Source organism: Streptomyces sp. NPDC029169, from assembly GCF_055563935.1.
Window position 1 is genome coordinate 148689 of record NZ_JBVHXA010000014.1, and the last position, 15461, is coordinate 164149.

At 70.7% G+C, this 15461-nt stretch carries 18 protein-coding genes; 1 reads left to right on the forward strand and 17 read right to left on the reverse strand.

All coding sequences use genetic code 11. The features are described 5' to 3' along the window. Nucleotides 1-55 precede the first annotated feature (55 nt). The 5 genes from ACZ4VI_RS24740 to rpsB all read right to left on the reverse strand — a co-directional run bounded on the left by ACZ4VI_RS24740 (nt 56) and on the right by rpsB (nt 4599). Nucleotides 56-1141, reverse strand: a complete 1086-nt coding sequence (locus tag ACZ4VI_RS24740; protein WP_468002506.1) for a phosphatidate cytidylyltransferase — start codon at nt 1139-1141, stop codon at nt 56-58. Beyond that, a complete protein-coding gene (frr, locus tag ACZ4VI_RS24745; RefSeq protein WP_148006369.1) occupies nt 1141-1698 on the reverse strand; it encodes a ribosome recycling factor in 558 nt (185 codons plus the stop codon). Before frr ends, ACZ4VI_RS24740 begins: the two co-directional genes overlap by 1 nt. A gap of 103 nt (nt 1699-1801) precedes the next feature. Further along, nucleotides 1802-2566 (reverse strand): UMP kinase, encoded by a 765-nt coding sequence (gene pyrH / locus ACZ4VI_RS24750; protein ID WP_468002508.1) that lies wholly within the window; start codon nt 2564-2566, stop codon nt 1802-1804. 158 nt (nt 2567-2724) lie between these two features. Next, nucleotides 2725-3561: a translation elongation factor Ts gene (gene tsf, locus ACZ4VI_RS24755; RefSeq protein WP_468002510.1), complete on the reverse strand. Its 837-nt coding sequence runs from the start codon at nt 3559-3561 to the stop codon at nt 2725-2727. 123 nt (nt 3562-3684) lie between these two features. After that, nucleotides 3685-4599 (reverse strand): 30S ribosomal protein S2, encoded by a 915-nt coding sequence (rpsB, locus tag ACZ4VI_RS24760; RefSeq protein ID WP_468002512.1) that lies wholly within the window; start codon nt 4597-4599, stop codon nt 3685-3687. 256 nt (nt 4600-4855) lie between these two features. On the opposite strand from rpsB, the gene ACZ4VI_RS24765 reads away from it, so the two are divergent. Beyond that, nucleotides 4856-5323, forward strand: coding sequence for a M23 family metallopeptidase (locus ACZ4VI_RS24765; RefSeq protein WP_468002513.1), 468 nt, complete (start codon nt 4856-4858; stop codon nt 5321-5323). 68 nt (nt 5324-5391) lie between these two features. Here the strand turns inward: ACZ4VI_RS24765 and ACZ4VI_RS24770 are convergent, their stop codons facing one another. The 12 genes from ACZ4VI_RS24770 to rplS form a co-directional block, all read right to left on the reverse strand. Continuing rightward, nucleotides 5392-5949: a TetR/AcrR family transcriptional regulator gene (locus tag ACZ4VI_RS24770; protein ID WP_468002600.1), complete on the reverse strand. Its 558-nt coding sequence runs from the start codon at nt 5947-5949 to the stop codon at nt 5392-5394. Nucleotides 5950-6002: 53 nt separating this feature from the next. Then, on the reverse strand, nt 6003-6839 hold the full coding sequence (whiG, locus tag ACZ4VI_RS24775; RefSeq protein ID WP_468002515.1) for an RNA polymerase sigma factor WhiG: 837 nt from the start codon (nt 6837-6839) through the stop codon (nt 6003-6005). 239 nt (nt 6840-7078) lie between these two features. Next, the gene (gene dprA, locus ACZ4VI_RS24780) at nt 7079-8296 is read right to left on the reverse strand and encodes a DNA-processing protein DprA (protein ID WP_468002516.1); all 1218 of its coding nucleotides are present in this window, start codon (nt 8294-8296) and stop codon (nt 7079-7081) included. Continuing rightward, complete coding sequence (locus ACZ4VI_RS24785) at nt 8293-9906, reverse strand: YifB family Mg chelatase-like AAA ATPase (RefSeq protein ID WP_468002517.1); 1614 nt, start codon at nt 9904-9906, stop codon at nt 8293-8295. Before ACZ4VI_RS24785 ends, dprA begins: the two co-directional genes overlap by 4 nt. Beyond that, on the reverse strand, nt 9906-10307 hold the full coding sequence (locus ACZ4VI_RS24790; protein WP_468002518.1) for a YraN family protein: 402 nt from the start codon (nt 10305-10307) through the stop codon (nt 9906-9908). The genes ACZ4VI_RS24785 and ACZ4VI_RS24790 overlap by 1 nt, the downstream gene beginning before the upstream one ends. A 105-nt stretch (nt 10308-10412) precedes the next feature. Further along, entirely contained in the window at nt 10413-10721 is a 309-nt protein-coding gene (locus ACZ4VI_RS24795) for a DUF2469 domain-containing protein (protein WP_005311352.1), read from the reverse strand. Between the two features lie 55 nt (nt 10722-10776). Further along, on the reverse strand, nt 10777-11304 hold the full coding sequence (locus tag ACZ4VI_RS24800) for an NUDIX hydrolase (protein ID WP_468002519.1): 528 nt from the start codon (nt 11302-11304) through the stop codon (nt 10777-10779). Next, the gene (gene lepB, locus ACZ4VI_RS24805) at nt 11301-12062 is read right to left on the reverse strand and encodes a signal peptidase I (RefSeq protein ID WP_468002520.1); all 762 of its coding nucleotides are present in this window, start codon (nt 12060-12062) and stop codon (nt 11301-11303) included. The genes ACZ4VI_RS24800 and lepB (ACZ4VI_RS24805) overlap by 4 nt, the downstream gene beginning before the upstream one ends. Nucleotides 12063-12125: 63 nt before the next feature. Next, nucleotides 12126-13103 (reverse strand): signal peptidase I, encoded by a 978-nt coding sequence (gene lepB, locus ACZ4VI_RS24810; RefSeq protein ID WP_468002601.1) that lies wholly within the window; start codon nt 13101-13103, stop codon nt 12126-12128. Beyond that, nucleotides 13018-14088, reverse strand: a complete 1071-nt coding sequence (gene lepB, locus ACZ4VI_RS24815) for a signal peptidase I (protein ID WP_468002603.1) — start codon at nt 14086-14088, stop codon at nt 13018-13020. The genes lepB (ACZ4VI_RS24810) and lepB (ACZ4VI_RS24815) overlap by 86 nt, the downstream gene beginning before the upstream one ends. Continuing rightward, complete coding sequence (gene lepB, locus ACZ4VI_RS24820; protein WP_468002521.1) at nt 14081-14962, reverse strand: signal peptidase I; 882 nt, start codon at nt 14960-14962, stop codon at nt 14081-14083. The genes lepB (ACZ4VI_RS24815) and lepB (ACZ4VI_RS24820) overlap by 8 nt, the downstream gene beginning before the upstream one ends. A 71-nt stretch (nt 14963-15033) precedes the next feature. Then, nucleotides 15034-15384 carry a 50S ribosomal protein L19 gene (gene rplS, locus ACZ4VI_RS24825; protein ID WP_468002522.1) on the reverse strand — a complete coding sequence of 117 codons (351 nt, stop codon included), beginning with the start codon at nt 15382-15384 and terminating at the stop codon, nt 15034-15036. Nucleotides 15385-15461: the final 77 nt, after the last annotated feature.

The window sequence follows — 15461 nt, forward strand, 5'->3', positions numbered from 1 at the left end:
CATAGGGGGAGGGATAGCGGGCCCCTCACGTACAAACGTGCAGGTCAGGTGGCACTCAGGTGGTACCGACGAAGATCACGAACAGCAGCCAGACCACCGGTGCCGTCGGCAGCAGGGAGTCCAGGCGGTCCATGATGCCGCCGTGACCTGGCAGCAGCGTGCCCATGTCCTTGATGCCGAGGTCGCGCTTGATCATCGACTCGCCGAGGTCGCCGAGCGTCGCGCTCGCCGCCACCGCCAGGCCGAGCAGCAGGCCCTGCCACCACGCGCCGTCCTCGATCAGGAACTCCATGCACAGCGCGCCCGCCGCCATCGCGAACGTCACTGCTCCGAGCAGGCCCTCGCGGGTCTTGCCGGGGCTGATGCGCGGTGCCAGCTTGTGCTTGCCGAAGCGCCAGCCGATCGCGTACGCGCCGGTGTCGCTGACGACCGTGAGCAGCAGGAACGTGAGCACCCGCTGCGGGCCGTCGTCGGCGGTGAGCATCAGCGCCACGAACGTCGCCAGGAACGGCACGTAGAACGCGGCGAAGACGCCCGCCGTGACGTCCTTCAGATAGCCCTCGGGCGGCTCCGTCATACGCCACACGAGCACCGCGAGCGCGGTCAGGGCCATGGCGACCCAGGCCCCCTCCGTGCCGCGGACGTAGCCGGCCACGACCATCGCCGCGCCGCCGATCGCCAGCGGGACGAGCGGAGCCTTGATGCCCTTGCGCTCCTGGAGACGGGAGGTGAGCTCCCACAGACCGACCACGACGGCGATCGCGATGACGCCGACGAACGCGGCCTTCCAGATGAAGAGGGAGGCGATGATGACGGCCCCGAGACCGATCCCGACCCCTATGGCCGCGCCCAGATCGCGCCCCGCGCTCTTCTTCTGCGGGGAGGAAGGCCGGTTCGGGCTGGACATGGGCTCCTGCGGGTGCTCGTTCGGCGTCTCGTCACGGAACAGGGGACCGCTCGGCTGAGCGGCCCCCCGGCCGTGGTCGTCCTGGTGATCGCCGGCGGGGACGTCGGGCACGATGGGCATGGGCCGAGTCTGCGCCGCCTGCAACCCATCGTATGCGGGACCCGCCGGGGCAGGCCCCTGGTCGGGCCCCCAGTAGCCGGAACCGGCCGGGGCCCCCCAGGAAGAGTCGTTCATCAGACCTCGAGCAGCTCGGCTTCCTTGTGCTTGAGCAGCTCGTCCACCTGCGTCACGTACTTCGCGGTGGTGTCGTCGAGCTCCTTCTCCGCGCGCCGGCCCTCGTCCTCGCCGACCTCGCCGTCCTTGACCAGCTTGTCGATGGTCTCCTTGGCCTTGCGGCGGACGGAACGGATGGAGATCTTGGAGTCCTCGGCCTTGCCCTTGGCCACCTTGATGTACTCGCGGCGGCGCTCCTCGGTCAGCTCGGGGAACACCACACGAATGATGTTGCCGTCGTTGCTCGGGTTGACGCCCAGGTCCGAGTCGCGGATCGCCTGCTCGATGTTGCGCAGCGCGCTCTTGTCGAACGGGGTCACAACCGCCATGCGCGGCTCGGGAACCGAGAACGACGCCAGCTGATTGATCGGCGTGATCGCACCGTAGTAGTCGGCCACGATCTTGTTGAACATCGCCGGGTGCGCACGCCCGGTGCGAATCGCGGCGAAGTCCTCCTTGGCGACCACGACGGCCTTCTCCATCTTCTCCTCGGCCTCGAGGAGGGTCTCTTCGATCACCACTTGCTCCTGCGTGTCGTCGCGTCTTGTCCTGCACGGTGTACGACCGGCAGGGCTCTGTCCATCCCCTCGCGGGGGAGGTACCCGGTTTTGAGCTTCAGGCTCAGGCCCGGGTGCCCTGGTCGCTCACGAGAGTGCCGATCTTCTCACCCTTCACCGCGCGCGCGATATTGCCCTCGGTGAGCAGTTCGAAGACGAGGATCGGCAGCTTGTTGTCACGGCACAGGGTGATGGCGGTGGCGTCGGCGACCTTGAGGTCGCGGGCGAGCACCTCGCCGTACTCCAGCGCGTCGAACTTCACCGCGTCGGGGTTGGTCTTCGGGTCGGAGTCGTAGACCCCGTCCACGCCGTTCTTGCCCATGAGCAGGGCCTCGGCGTCGATCTCCAGGGCGCGCTGTGCGGCGGTGGTGTCGGTGGAGAAGTACGGCATGCCCATACCGGCGCCGAAGATGACCACGCGGCCCTTCTCCAGGTGGCGCACGGCCCGCAGCGGGATGTACGGCTCCGCGACCTGGCCCATGGTGATGGCGGTCTGGACGCGGGAGTCGATGCCTTCCTTCTCCAGGAAGTCCTGGAGGGCGAGGCAGTTCATGACGGTGCCGAGCATGCCCATGTAGTCGGAACGGGCCCGGTCCATGCCGCGCACCTGCAGCTCGGCGCCGCGGAAGAAGTTGCCGCCGCCGATCACGATCGCGATCTCGGCGCCGTCGCGGACGACAGCGGCGATCTCGCGTGCCATCTTGTGCACGACGTCGGGGTCGACGCCGAGCCCGCCGCCGCCGGCGAACGCCTCGCCGGACAGCTTCAGCATGAAGCGGCCGGACTTTTTGCCGTGGATGTCGTCGCCCTGAGCGGCGGACTGGTTCATGGAGCTCTCCTCGTGCACATACGACGAAGGCCATTGCCGGTGGGTCCTTGCGGTTTCCCGTACGGCAATGGCCTCCTCGTCAGATCTGCGGTCGTCCTACGCGAGCGCGGACGACTGCTTCAGACCCTACCGGGGTCCGGTGTCCGTTGCGTACGGACTCAGATGCCGACCTTGATGCGCGTGAAGCGCTTCAGGGTGACACCGGCCTCGTCCAGAACCTTCTGGACGGACTTCTTGTTGTCCAGCGCGTACGGCTGGCCGAGCAGCGTGGCGTCCTTGAAGAAGCCGTTGACGCGACCCTCGACGATCTTCGCGATCGCGGCCTCGGGCTTGCCCTCGGCGCGGGTGGTCTCCTCGGCGATGCGACGCTCGGACTCGACGACCTCGGCCGGAACGTCCTCACGGGTGAGGTACTTCGGCGCGAAGGCGGCGATGTGCTGCGCGACGCCCTTGGCGATCTCGGCGTTCTCCTTGTCGAACTCGACGAGAACACCGATCTGCGGGGGCAGGTCGGGCATGGTGCGGTGCATGTAGGCCGTGACGTAGCCGTCGGCGTACTGCGCGAAGCGGTCGAGGACGATCTTCTCGCCCAGGTTGGCGTTGGCCTCGTCGACGTACGCCTGGACCGTCTTGCCGGGCTCGATCTCGGAGGCGAGCAGCGCCTCCAGGTCGGCCGGGGAGGTGGCGGCGACGTGGGCGGCGAGCGCGTTGGCGACGGCCTGGAACTTGTCACCCTTGGCGACGAAGTCCGTCTCGCACTTCAGCTCGACGAGGACACCGGAGGTGTTGTCGTCGGCGATGAGGGAGACGACGGCGCCGTTCTCGGCAGAGCGGCCCTCGCGCTTGGCGACGCCCTTCTGGCCCTTGATGCGCAGGGCCTCGACGGCCTTGTCGACATTGCCGTCGGCCTCGTCCAGAGCCTTCTTGCAGTCCATCATGCCGGCGCCGGTGAGCTCACGGAGCTTCTTGACGTCAGCGGCGGTGTAGTTCGCCATGAGTCTGAGTTTCTCTCTCGAAGTCTGAAAGATCTACGGGTGGACGGCGGGGGCTTTGTGGGCCCCCGCCGTCGACATCCGATACAACCAACCGGACCTGGCCCGTGAAGGCCGGGCCGTGGGTCAGGCCTGGTCGCCCTCGGCGGCCGGAGCCTCGGCGACCTCGGCGGCGACGGCCTCGGCGACCTCGGCGGCAGCCTCGGGGTCGACGACCGGCGCCGTCTCGGCAGCGGTCTGGACCTCGGCCTCGTCAGCCTTCTTCTCACCCTCGAGCAGGTCGCGCTCCCACTCGGCGAGCGGCTCGCCCGCGGCCTTCTCGCCCGGCTTCTGGTCGCCGGTCGCGGCGCCGGAGCGGGCGATGAGGCCCTCGGCGACGGCGTCGGCGATCACGCGGGTGAGCAGGGTGACGGAGCGGATCGCGTCGTCGTTGCCCGGGATCTTGTAGTCGACCTCGTCGGGGTCGCAGTTGGTGTCGAGGATCGCGACGACCGGGATGTGGAGCTTGCGCGCCTCACCGACGGCGATGTGCTCCTTCTTGGTGTCGACGATCCAGACGGCGCTCGGCACCTTCTGCATCTCGCGGATACCACCGAGGGTCTTCTCCAGCTTGGCCTTCTCGCGGGAGAGGACCAGGAGCTCCTTCTTGGTGAGACCCGAGGCGGCGACGTCCTCGAAGTCGATCTGCTCGAGCTCCTTGAGGCGCTGCAGACGCTTGTAGACGGTGGAGAAGTTGGTGAGCATGCCACCGAGCCAACGCTGGTTGACGTACGGCATGCCGACACGCGTCGCCTGCTCGGCGATGGCCTCCTGGGCCTGCTTCTTCGTACCGACGAACATGATGGAGCCGCCGTGGGCGACGGTCTCCTTGACGAACTCGTAGGCGCGGTCGATGTACGACAGCGACTGGAGCAGGTCGATGATGTAGATGCCGTTGCGCTCCGTGAAGATGAAGCGCTTCATCTTCGGGTTCCAACGACGGGTCTGGTGACCGAAGTGGACGCCGCTCTCCAGCAGCTCCCGCATCGTGACGACGGCCATGGCCGTATCTCCTTGAGTTTCTCGGTTATGTCCTGACACCCCGACGCGCCGTGCCGCAAGGGACCGAAAAGGCGCTGCCACGGCCGGTGAGGGCTGTGTGGCGGGGCGTGCGAAGTCGACCCGGTGACCCGGATCGCCATAGGAAGTGTACGGGACCCGTGGGGTGCCGGGTGACGGCGCTGTCCACAACCGGCCGGTATTCCACAGATATCGACCATGATCCACGCGAACCGGGCAGGTACGGGACGGTGTCGCCATGCACCTCACGACTCTGCTTCTCACCATGGCGCTGACGTGGCCCCTGGGCCCGCCGCGCCCGGAGATCATCCGCGGCTGGGAACCCCCGGCCGGTCCGTACGCCGCCGGGCACCGCGGGCTCGACCTGGCGGCCCCGGCGGGCTCCCCGGTCCGCGCGGCCGCGTCGGGCGTGGTCACTTTCGCGGGCCGGGTGGCCGGCCGCGGCGTCCTCACGATCACCCTGCCGGGCACGGGAGACCCACCGCTGCGCACCAGCTACGAGCCGGTGGACCCGCTGGTCCCGGCGGGCACGGTGGTCACCCGCGGCGACCCAGTCGCCACGCTCGCACCCCCGCCGGCCGAGGACCCCCACTGCCCGGAGTCCTGCCTCCACTGGGGCCTCCTACGCGGCGACATCTACCTGAACCCCCTGCTGCTCCTGCACCGTGAACCGTCGAGGCTGCTTCCGGTGACAGGCGTGCCCTGACGGGACCGGGGAGGCGGGGGCCGGGGGGAGGGGGAGGGGGGAGGGGCGGGGGGGGAGGGGCCCCCGGGTCAGCCGGCCACGCCGCGGAGGGCCATGGAGACCGCGGCTTCGGCGATGTCGGCCGGGTCTTCGGCTGCTCCCAGTTCGATGCGGCGTACGGCCGCGTCCACGACGCCCTGGAGGAGCATCGCGCCGAGGCGGGGCTGGGGCTGTCCCAGGTCGGCGAGGGCCTCGACGATCATGGCGACGAGGCCGCCGTGGGCGGCGCGGATCTTCTCGCGGGCGCCGTCGTCGAGCTCGCTCGCGGAGATCGCGACGACCGCCCGGTGGCGCCTGTCCCCCACGAGCTCCAGCTGGGTGCGCACATACGCCTCGACCTTGCCCTCGGCCGTGTCGGCCCGGGCCATGGCCATCTCGACCTCGGCCGCCCAGATGGGGAAGTCGACGGCGCACAGCTCCTCGACCACGGCCGCGCGGGATCGGAAGTACTCGTAGACCGAGGAGCGGGCGAGGCCCGTGCGCTCGGCGAGGGCGGGGAAGGTCAGCGCCTCCGTACCGCCCTCGGACAGCAGGGAGCGCGCGGCGTCCAGGAGGGCGCCGCGCTGCATCGTCCGGTGCTCGGCCACCGAGGCCGCTCGAATCCTGGGCACGGATCCACCATACGACCGGCCGTGCCGCGTCAGCGCCCCACATCGGCCAGCTTGGCGCGCAGCTGGAGGACGGACTTGGTGTGGATCTGGCTGACGCGGCTCTCGGTGACACCGAGGACCTGGCCGATCTCGGCGAGGGTCAGGCCCTCGTAGTAGTAGAGCGTGACCACGGTCTTCTCCCGCTCGGGGAGGGTGTTGATGGCGCGGGCGAGGAGTCTTCGCAGCTCGCGGTCCTCGGCGACCTCGACGGGGTTGTCGGCGGCTGTGTCCTCCAGGGTGTCCATCAGCGACAGCCGGTCGCCGCCCTCGCCGCCGACGTGCAGCAGCTCCTCCAGCGCGACCACGTTCGCCAGCGACAACTGGCTGAAAACCGCGTGCAGTTCCTCCAGCGCGATGCCCATCTCCGCCGCGACCTCGCTCTCGGTCGGGGTCCGGCGGAGCTTGGCCTCCAGGGTGGCGTAGGCGCGCTCGACGTTGCGCGCCTTCTGGCGCACGGAGCGGGGGATCCAGTCCAGGGCGCGGAGTTCGTCGATCATCGCGCCGCGGATGCGGGTGATCGCGTACGTCTCGAACTTGATCGACCGCTCGACGTCGAACTTCTCGATCGCGTCGATCAGCCCGAAGACCCCGGAGGAGACGAAGTCGGCCTGTTCCACATTGGACGGCAGCCCCACGCTGACGCGCCCGGCGACGTACTTCACGAGCGGCGAATAGTGCAGGATCAGCTGTTCCCGCAGCCGCTCGTCGCCCGTGTCCTTGTACGACCGCCACAGCTCGTCGAGCGATGTCGGTGCGGGCGGTCGCACGGTGCCCCGGGCTGCTGGGGGCACCGCAGCGCGGTCAGACCCGGAGGTGTGCTGGGGCATGCGTTGCCTTGAGCCGTTCTGCTGGCGGGTTTGTCGGTGTGGATGTCCGGCGGGGAATCCTGGTGAGCGTAGCGTGACTGTAACGTCGCGGTGTGCGAACCTCTGCGGATCGCGCCGCTCCGGGTGGACGTCCTCGGCCGCGTTTTCGAACCCGGGCCGTGGCGCGTTTCGACCCCTCGGGGGCGACCGAGAGCACTGGGCTGTTCATCCGCATCACCTTTTCACCCGAATGCTCCAGGTCAAGTACCGCCTCGCCGCGCGTTCGCCCCTTCTGCGGGCGTGTTCGTCAACTGCCAGTCGTCTCCTTGCCGTTCGACGAACCCCAGGGAGTGCAGTTCGTACAGTCGGGCGAGGGTGTCGTCGGCGCTGGAGCCCGCCCGGTCGGCGATCTCCCGTGCGGGGGTGGGCCGGCCGGCCGGGATCGCTTCGAGGACGCGCGCCGCGTCCGGGGCGAGGAGGTCCCTGGGCAGGACGGGTCCGCGGCGGGCCGGGGCGAGCTGGCCCATGTCTCCGACGAGTTCGATCACCTCGGCGGCGTCGGTGACGAGGGTGGCCTCGCCGCGCAGGAGTTCGTGGACTCCGGCGGAGAGCCCGCTGGTGACGGCGCCGGGCACCCCCATGGTGTGGCGGCCGAGCCGTGCGGCGCCGCGGGCGGTGACCAGGGAGCCGCTCCGGTACTCGGCCTCGACGACGACGGTGCCGCGGGTCAGGGCGGCGATCACCCGGTTCCGGAGGATGAATCTGCTGGGCGTGGGATGACTGCCGGGCGGCAACTCGCCGATGACGAGCCCTTGTTCGGCGATGCGCGCGATGAGTTCGGCGTGTCCGCGCGGGTAGGGGATGTCGACGCCGCAGGCGAGGACGGCGACGGTGGCGCCTTGGGCGCCGAGGGCTCCTCTGTGGGCGGCGCCGTCGATACCGAAGGCGGCGCCGGAGACGACGACCCAGCCCTGCTCGGCGAGCCCGGCGGCGAGCGTGGCGGCCATGTGCGCGCCGTAGGGGGTGCAGGCCCGGGCGCCGACGACGGCGACGGAGCGCAGCGCCCAGGTCCGTAGGTCGGCGGGGCCCCGGATCCAGAGCCCCACGGGGCGGGCGTCGCCGAGGTCGTCGAGCTGGCGGGGCCATTCCGCGTCGCCGGGGACGACCAGCCGGCCGCCGTGCCGGCCGACGGCGTCGAGGTCGCGCCGTGGATCGGCGCCCGCGGCGCGCCGCCGCCATCCGTCGACCCGTTTCTGGCCCGTGCCGGGGAATGGGCCCGCCCCCGGGGCTCCGGCCGGGTCTCCGGCCGGCTCCCGGAGCCGTCGGAGGAAGCCCACGGCTCCGTACTGCCGAAGCCAGCGGCCCGCGTGCGTGTCGCCGGGTTCGACGACGCGGGTGAGTGCGGCGCGGGCAAGGCGTTCGTCGTCCGGGGTGGCGCGGGGTGTTTCTTTCGTGGTGCGGCTCTCCTCCGGGGTCATACGAGGTCCCCCGCTCCCACCGGTACGCCGCGGGCGATGCCGGTACGCAGTTCGAGGGCGAGGTCGACGTCCTGGGCGTCGGGCCGGTCATGGCCGGCGAGGTCGGCGACGGTCCACGCGACGCGCAGGACCCGATCGAGTCCGCGCGCGGTGAGCAGTCCGCGCTCGATGTCCCGTTCCGCCGCGGCGAGGGCCCCTGGGCCGACGAGGAAGCGGGTACGCAGTTCGTGTCCGGGGACTTCGCTGTTGACGGTCCAGGGGGTGCCGGCGAGCCGGGCGGCGGCACGCTCCCGTGCCTCGCGGACGCGGTCGGCGACGGCGGCGGTGGGTTCGCCCCGTCCGCCCTGGCCGAGGAGGTCGGAGCGGGTGACGGGTTCGGCGGCGACGCGCAGGTCGACGCGGTCGAGGAGCGGGCCGGAGAGGCGTGACTGGTAGCGGCGGATGACGGAGGCGGGGCATTCGCATCCGGCGCCGTGCAGGGTGTGCCGTCCGCAGGGGCAGGGGTTGGCGGCGAGCGCCAGGAGGAAGCGGGCGGGGAGCCGGACGACTCCGGCGGCGCGGGCGACGACGACGTGCCCGGATTCGAGCGGCTGGCGCAGGGCGTCGAGCACCTTCCCCGAGAATTCGGGCGCTTCGTCCAGAAAGAGAACCCCTCGATGAGCGAGGGAGACCGCGCCGGGGCGTGGGAGTCCGTTGCCGCCTCCGACGAGGGACTGCATGGTCGCGGAGTGGTGGGGCGCGCAGTAGGGCGCGCGCCGGACGAGGGGTTCGCCGGGCGGGAGGATGCCGGCGACGGAGTGGACGGCGGTGACTTCGAGGGACTCCTGGCGGGTGAGTGGGGGCAGGATGCCTGGGAGTCGTTCGGCGAGCATGGTCTTGCCGGCTCCGGGGGGCCCCGAGAGCAGCAGGTGGTGGCTGCCGGCGGCGGCGACCTCCAGGGCGCGGCGGGCGCCGTGCTGTCCGGCGACATCGGCGAGGTCGGGTCCGTCGACGGGGTCGGCGGCGAGTCCGGTGCCGACGCCCGCGCCGGGGACGAGGAGTCCGGCGAGCATGGCGTCGGGGCGGCCCTCCTCGGCGGGTTCCTCCTCGGGGACGGGTTCGTCGGAGAGGACGGCGATGAGCTGGCGGAGGCTGCGGACGCCGAGGACGGAGACTCCGGGGACGAGGGCGGCCTCGCCGGCCGTCTGTTCGGGGACGACGACCTGCCGGTAGCCGGCTTCGGCGGCGGCGAGGACGGCGGGCAGGACGCCGCGCACGGGCCGGACGCGGCCGTCGAGTCCCAGTTCGCCGATGAGGACGAGGTCGGCGATGCCGCGGGGGTCGATCCGCTCGGCGGCGCCGAGGACGGCCGCGGCGACGGCCAAATCGAATCCGCTGCCGCCCTTGGGCACGGACGCCGGGCTGAGTCCGACGGTGAGCTTCTTCTGAGGCCACTCGGCGTCGGAGTTGACGATGGCGGCCCTGACGCGGTCCCGGCTCTCGGTGAGGCTCTTGTCGGGGAGTCCGACGAGGGTGAAGGCGGCGACTCCGGCCTCCAGGTCGGCCTGGACCTCGACGACGACGCCCTCGACGCCGACGAGGGCGACGGAGCAGGTGCGGGCGAATCCCATCAGGCCACCCCCTGGGCGTGGGTGACGACGGGGGCGCCGCGGCGGGGCAGGACGACTCCGACGAGGTCGATCCGGACGCCGCCGTCGGGCGGTGGTCCGCCGTGGCGGTCGAGCCAGCAGGCCGCGAGCCGTTTGAGCCGGTCGGCCTTGGCGGGGGTAACGGCGGCCATGGGGTGCTCGTAGGCGCCATCGCGCCGGGTCTTCACCTCGCAGACGACGACCGTGTCCCCGTCACGGGCGACGATGTCGATCTCTCCGGTCCGTCCGCAGCGCCAGTTCCGCGCGAGGATGCGCATCCCGGCTTCGGTGAGCCGGCGGACCGCCAACTGTTCTCCGTACCGCCCCAGGGCGTTCTTCGCGTTCGTCGGATTCGTTGCGCTCGACGCGTTCGATGCGTTCATTCGGTACCACCTCCGGCACCGACTGTGACGCGTCGCCACGATCCGTGTGCGGGCCGGTGGACAACCGACTGCCTGTGGAGAACCTCGTCACCCCTGCGGGTGGTTTCAGCTGCCGGGAAGCTCCAGGTCGCTCTTGTTGAGCTCCTCGATGTTCACGTCCTTGAACGTGAGCACTCGCACCTGCTTGACGAACCTGGCCGGCCGATACATGTCCCAGACCCAGGCGTCGGCCATGGACACCTCGAAGAACACTTCGCCCTGGACCGAGTGCACCTGCATCTCGTAGTCGTTGGTGAGGTAGAAGCGACGCTCGGTCTCGATCACGTATTTGAACAGCCCGACGACATCGCGGTACTCCCGGTAGAGCTTCAGCTCCATCTCGGTCTCGTACTTCTCGAGGTCCTCGGCGCTCATGGCATGTTCCCCTTCAGCCGTGCGTCCACCCATTGTGCGCCAGCCGCTCGCACCGCTAAGCGATTTCCGGGGCGAGCACCACCGGTGCACTCGGCGGTCCCTCGTCGAGCAGCCTGTTCAGCAGCTCGGCGAGTCTGGTCGGGTACACCGTCTCACGCGCCGCCGACAGTTCGGCGGAGGTCCACCACCTCAGCCCCGCGACACTGCGTTCCTCGAGTTCGGTGAGACCGCCCGGCGCGGTCGCGGTCTGGGCGGTTCGTGCCAGGTAGTACCACTCGTCCTGGTCCCAGCGCCGCCCGTCGAAGGGAAAGGAGCAGGTCCGCTGCCAGAGGACGGGTCCGAGTTCGACGTCCGTGATCCCGGTCTCCTCGGCCAGCTCCCGCAGCGCCGCCTCCTCCCGGGTTTCGCCGTCCTCCAGGCCGCCGCCGGGCGTGAACCACCAGGTCTGCGCCGGGTCGTCGGGCTCGTAGCCGTGCAGGAGGAGGATGCGGTCGTCGGGGTCGAGCAGCACGACCCGCGCCACTCGCCGCAGCTCGCGGCCGTCGCCGCCCGCCGGGCCCCGCGTATCCCTCGTACCCGTCACGCTCTCACCGTCTCCTTGTCGGAGGACCGGCCTCGGGACCGGCCCTCGGACCGCCGGCCCGCCAGCCGCGCCACCGGCCCGTACGCGGCCCCTGCCAGGATCAGTACACACCCGCCGACGATCGCGTAGAAGAGCGGCTCCACGGGCCCGCGGGCGGATACCCCGCCCGGCAGTGCCGCGAAGCCCGCGGGGCGCTCCACGAGCTCGACATCCGGCCAGGCGACGGCATCGACCCGGCCGGTGACCGCGGAGCGCGGTACGGAGCCCTGGCCGGCCTCCTCCAGGTGGGTCCGGGAGTCCAGAGAGTTGTGCCGCTCGTCGCCGAGGAGGAAGAGGTTCCCGTCCGGCACGGTCGCCGAGAACTCCTGCCCCGAGGCGGGTGCCCCGGGCCGGGTGTACGGCTCCTCGATCGCCTTGCCGTCGATCGTGAGCCGCCCGTCCTTGTCGCAGCAGGCGACCGTGTCGCCGCCGACGCCGACGACCCGCTTGACCATGGGCATGTCGCCCCACAGCGGGTCGTTGAAGATCACGATGTCGCCGCGCCGCACCTCGTCGCCGTCGATCCGCTGCGCGAGGACCTTGGACCCTACGGCCAGGGCGGGCGTCATCGAGTCGCTGGGCACGGTGTACGGCTGGTAGGCCACCGCTCCCCAGGCGAATCCGCCGAGGAAGAGCACACAGCCGACGGCCACGACCAGCCCCGACAGCACACTGCCGAGGCGGCCGCGGCCGTCTTCCGTACGTATCGTTCCGCTCATCCCAGCGCTCCCCACCTCGAAGGTCGGTCCGACGGTCTGGGACGGCACCCTACCCGGGCGTCGCTACTCGGCGGTATGCCGAGCCATGACCCTCTTCCTGCGCCACAGGACCAGCGGCAGCGCGCCGGCCAGACCGGCCGCGCCCGGGGCCACGGCCAGCGCCTGGCTCAGTCCCGGCTGGTCGAAGGTCTCCGGCACGGGCAGCGTCGCCCAGCGGGTCACCGGCCAGGCCACGACGATCGCGCGTCCCACGACCTTGTCGACCGGGACCGTGCCGCCGCCCGCGAGGTTCTGGTGGTACCGGGAATCGAGCGAGTTCTGCCGGTTGTCGCCCATCACCCAGATGCTGCCGTCGGGGATGGTGATCGGCCCGAAGGGCTTGTCACCGCAGGGCGAGGAGCCGGGGTAGATGTACGAGGTCTCCTCCAGCGTCTTGCCGTTGAGGACGACCTTGCCGCCCTCCTTGCAGGAGACCGTGTCGCCGCCCACCGCGATGACCCGCTTGATCAGGTCCTTCTCCTCGGCGGATGGCATCAGGCCGATGAACGCCAGGAACTCCTGGAGCGCGTTCGGATCCGGGGTCGGCTCATCGTCCAGCCAGCCGCCCGGGTCGTGGAAGACGACGACCTCGCCGCGATCGGGTTCGGAGCCGAACCACGGGGTCAGCTTGTCCACCAGGACCCGGTCGCCACGCTGCAGCGTGTTCATCATCGAGTCCGAAGGGATCGAGAACGCCTGCACCAGGAAGGTCTTGATCAGCAGCGCGAGGACCAGGGCGATACCGATCAGCAGCGGCAGTTCCTTCCAGAAGGAACGCGGCTTCTTCGGAGCACCGCCGGTACGCCCGGCCTCGTCGCCCTGCCCGTCGCCACCGGCGCCACCGGCTTCGTCGGAACCGTCGGAGTCGGAACCGTCGGCACCGTCGGCGGGGTCGGCGTCCGGTCGGCCCGCGGCGTCATCCCTCATGGCCACCGACGACTCGGCGAGCTTCTCGGGCCTCTCCTCGGGCTCGTCGTGTCCGGATCGTGCGCCGACGGCCACATCCCCCACATCCACTCCTCAGTCCGTGCACATGCCTGCCCCAGAACAGGGACAGGCCCACCACTCCCATAACGAGCGGGAGTTCCGCAGGGGTCGGGAGCCAGGGCAATCCGTTCAGATTCCGCGAGGACACACTATGCGACACGCCGTCCGGTCCGCCGTCCGCGGACACGCTGCCCGAACGGCCGTCCGGCACGGCCGCAAACGTGTCCGGCTCCTCCAGACGACGCCAGTGGCTCACCGGCCAGACGATGCCGACCGCCCGGCCGACGACGTCGTCCACGGAGATCGTGCCCCTGTCCTTCTCGTCGAGGTGGAAGCGCGAGTCGGCCGAGTCCGAGCGGTGGTCGCCCATCACGAAGATCCGGCCCTCCGGCACCGTCACCCTGAACTTGATCTTCGAGGGTTCGTTCCCCGGGTGCAGATACGGCTCTTCCAGCGGTACGCCGTTGACCGTGATCCGCCCGTCCTTGCCGCAGCAGGCGACGGTGTCGCCGCCGACCGCCACGACCCGCTTGATGAGGTCCTGCTCGTCGGCCGAGGGCAACAGGCCGATGAAGGTCAGGGCCTGCTTGACCTGCTTGACGCCGACCGGGTCCTCGGCGGCCGGCGCGGCGTCCTGGAGCCAGTTGCCGGGGTCCTTGAAGACGACGACGTCGCCGCGCTGCGGCGTGGCGCCGAACCAGGGCGTGAGCTTGTCGACCACCACCCGGTCGTTGATCCGGATCGTCTGCTCCATCGAGCCGGACGGGATGACGAACGCCTGGACCAGGAAGGTCTTCAGGACGAGCGCGATCAGCACGGCGACCATGACGAGGAGGGGGATCTCCTTGACCGCCGAGCGCTGCCGACGGCGTTTGACCTTGCGGGCGAGCTTGCGCCGCTCCGCCCGCCCGGGCAGCGGCCGGCCGCCGTCCGCGGGCCGTGTGCCCGTGGGCAGCCGGGTGTCGGCGTGGTGCCCCGACGGCCTGCCCCGGTTACCCATGGCGGCCCGCCGCGGGAGCGGGTACGGCGTCGAACGCATCGGTCGGCGCCACCTCGGACCAGCGGCCGAAGGGCCAGCCGATCCAGTCCGCGCGCCCGATCACCCGCTCGACGGGCACCATGCCGCCGCCCGGCCGGCCGAGGTGGTCACGGGAGTCGCTCGACTGGCTGCGATGGTCGCCCATCACCCACAGGGCGCCCTGGGGTACGACGATGTCGAAGGGAACCTTCGAAGGGGCGTCACCCAGGTGGACGTACCACTCCTCGACGGGCACGCCGTTGACGGTGAGCCGGCCGTTCGTGTCGCAGCAGACGACGCGGTCGCCGCCGACGCCCACCACCCGCTTCACGAAGTCCGTCTCGGCGGGCTCGGCGAGGCCGAGAGCGGCGGCGGCTCCGCGCAGCAGCCCGGTGACCGGGTTCTCCTCGGGTGCCTCCCGGAGGAAGGAGCCGGTGCCGTCGAAGACGACGACGTCTCCGCGGCGCGGCTGGTTGCCGAAACGGTACGCCAGCTTGTTCACGAGGATCCGGTCCCCGACCCTGAGCGTCGGCTCCATCGAGCCGCTGGGGATCAGGAACGGCTGCAGGACGAAGTGGCTCAGGAGCAGCAGGAAGACCACGCAGGCGCCGCCGATGATCCCGGTACGCCGCCAGGACCACCAGGGGCGCCCGCCGGGCCCCTCGGTGGATCCCTCCGCGGGCCCCTCGGTGGATCCCTCGGCGGGTCCCTCGGTGGATCCCCCGGCGGGTCCCTCGGACAGCGTTTGGTCGGCCTGCTCCGTGGGCCCCGCGGACCCGGAAACGCGCGCGGAGCGCGACCGCTCCTCCGTCTCGGAGGAGCGGTCGCGCTCCGTGTGCTGTGCTTCGGTGTCCATCGGGGGCAGAGCCTATCCGGCCGCCCTGTGCGTCAGTGCTCCGAAGCCCCGCGCGATCGGTGAGCCGGAGCTTACTTGTCGCGCTTCTCCTTGATCTTGGCAGCCTTGCCGCGCAGCTCACGCAGGTAGTAGAGCTTGGCGCGACGGACGTCACCGCGGCTGACGAGCTCGATCTTCTCGAAGATCGGGCTGTTCACCGGGAAGGTGCGCTCGACGCCGACGGAGAACGAGACCTTGCGGACCGTGAAGGTCTCGCTGACGCCCGAGCCCTGGCGGCGGATGACAACGCCCTTGAACTGCTGGATACGGGAGCGGTTGCCCTCGATGACGCGCACGTGGACGTTCACGGTGTCGCCGGGACGGAAGGCGGGGAGGTCGGTGCGGAGCGAAGCCGCGTTGACCGAGTCGAGCAGGGAGGCCATGGTGGTCTCTTTCCTCGCTGATGCCACAGGTCATCAGCGGAACGTTCGTGAAGGAGATGGAGCGCCGCACGTACCGG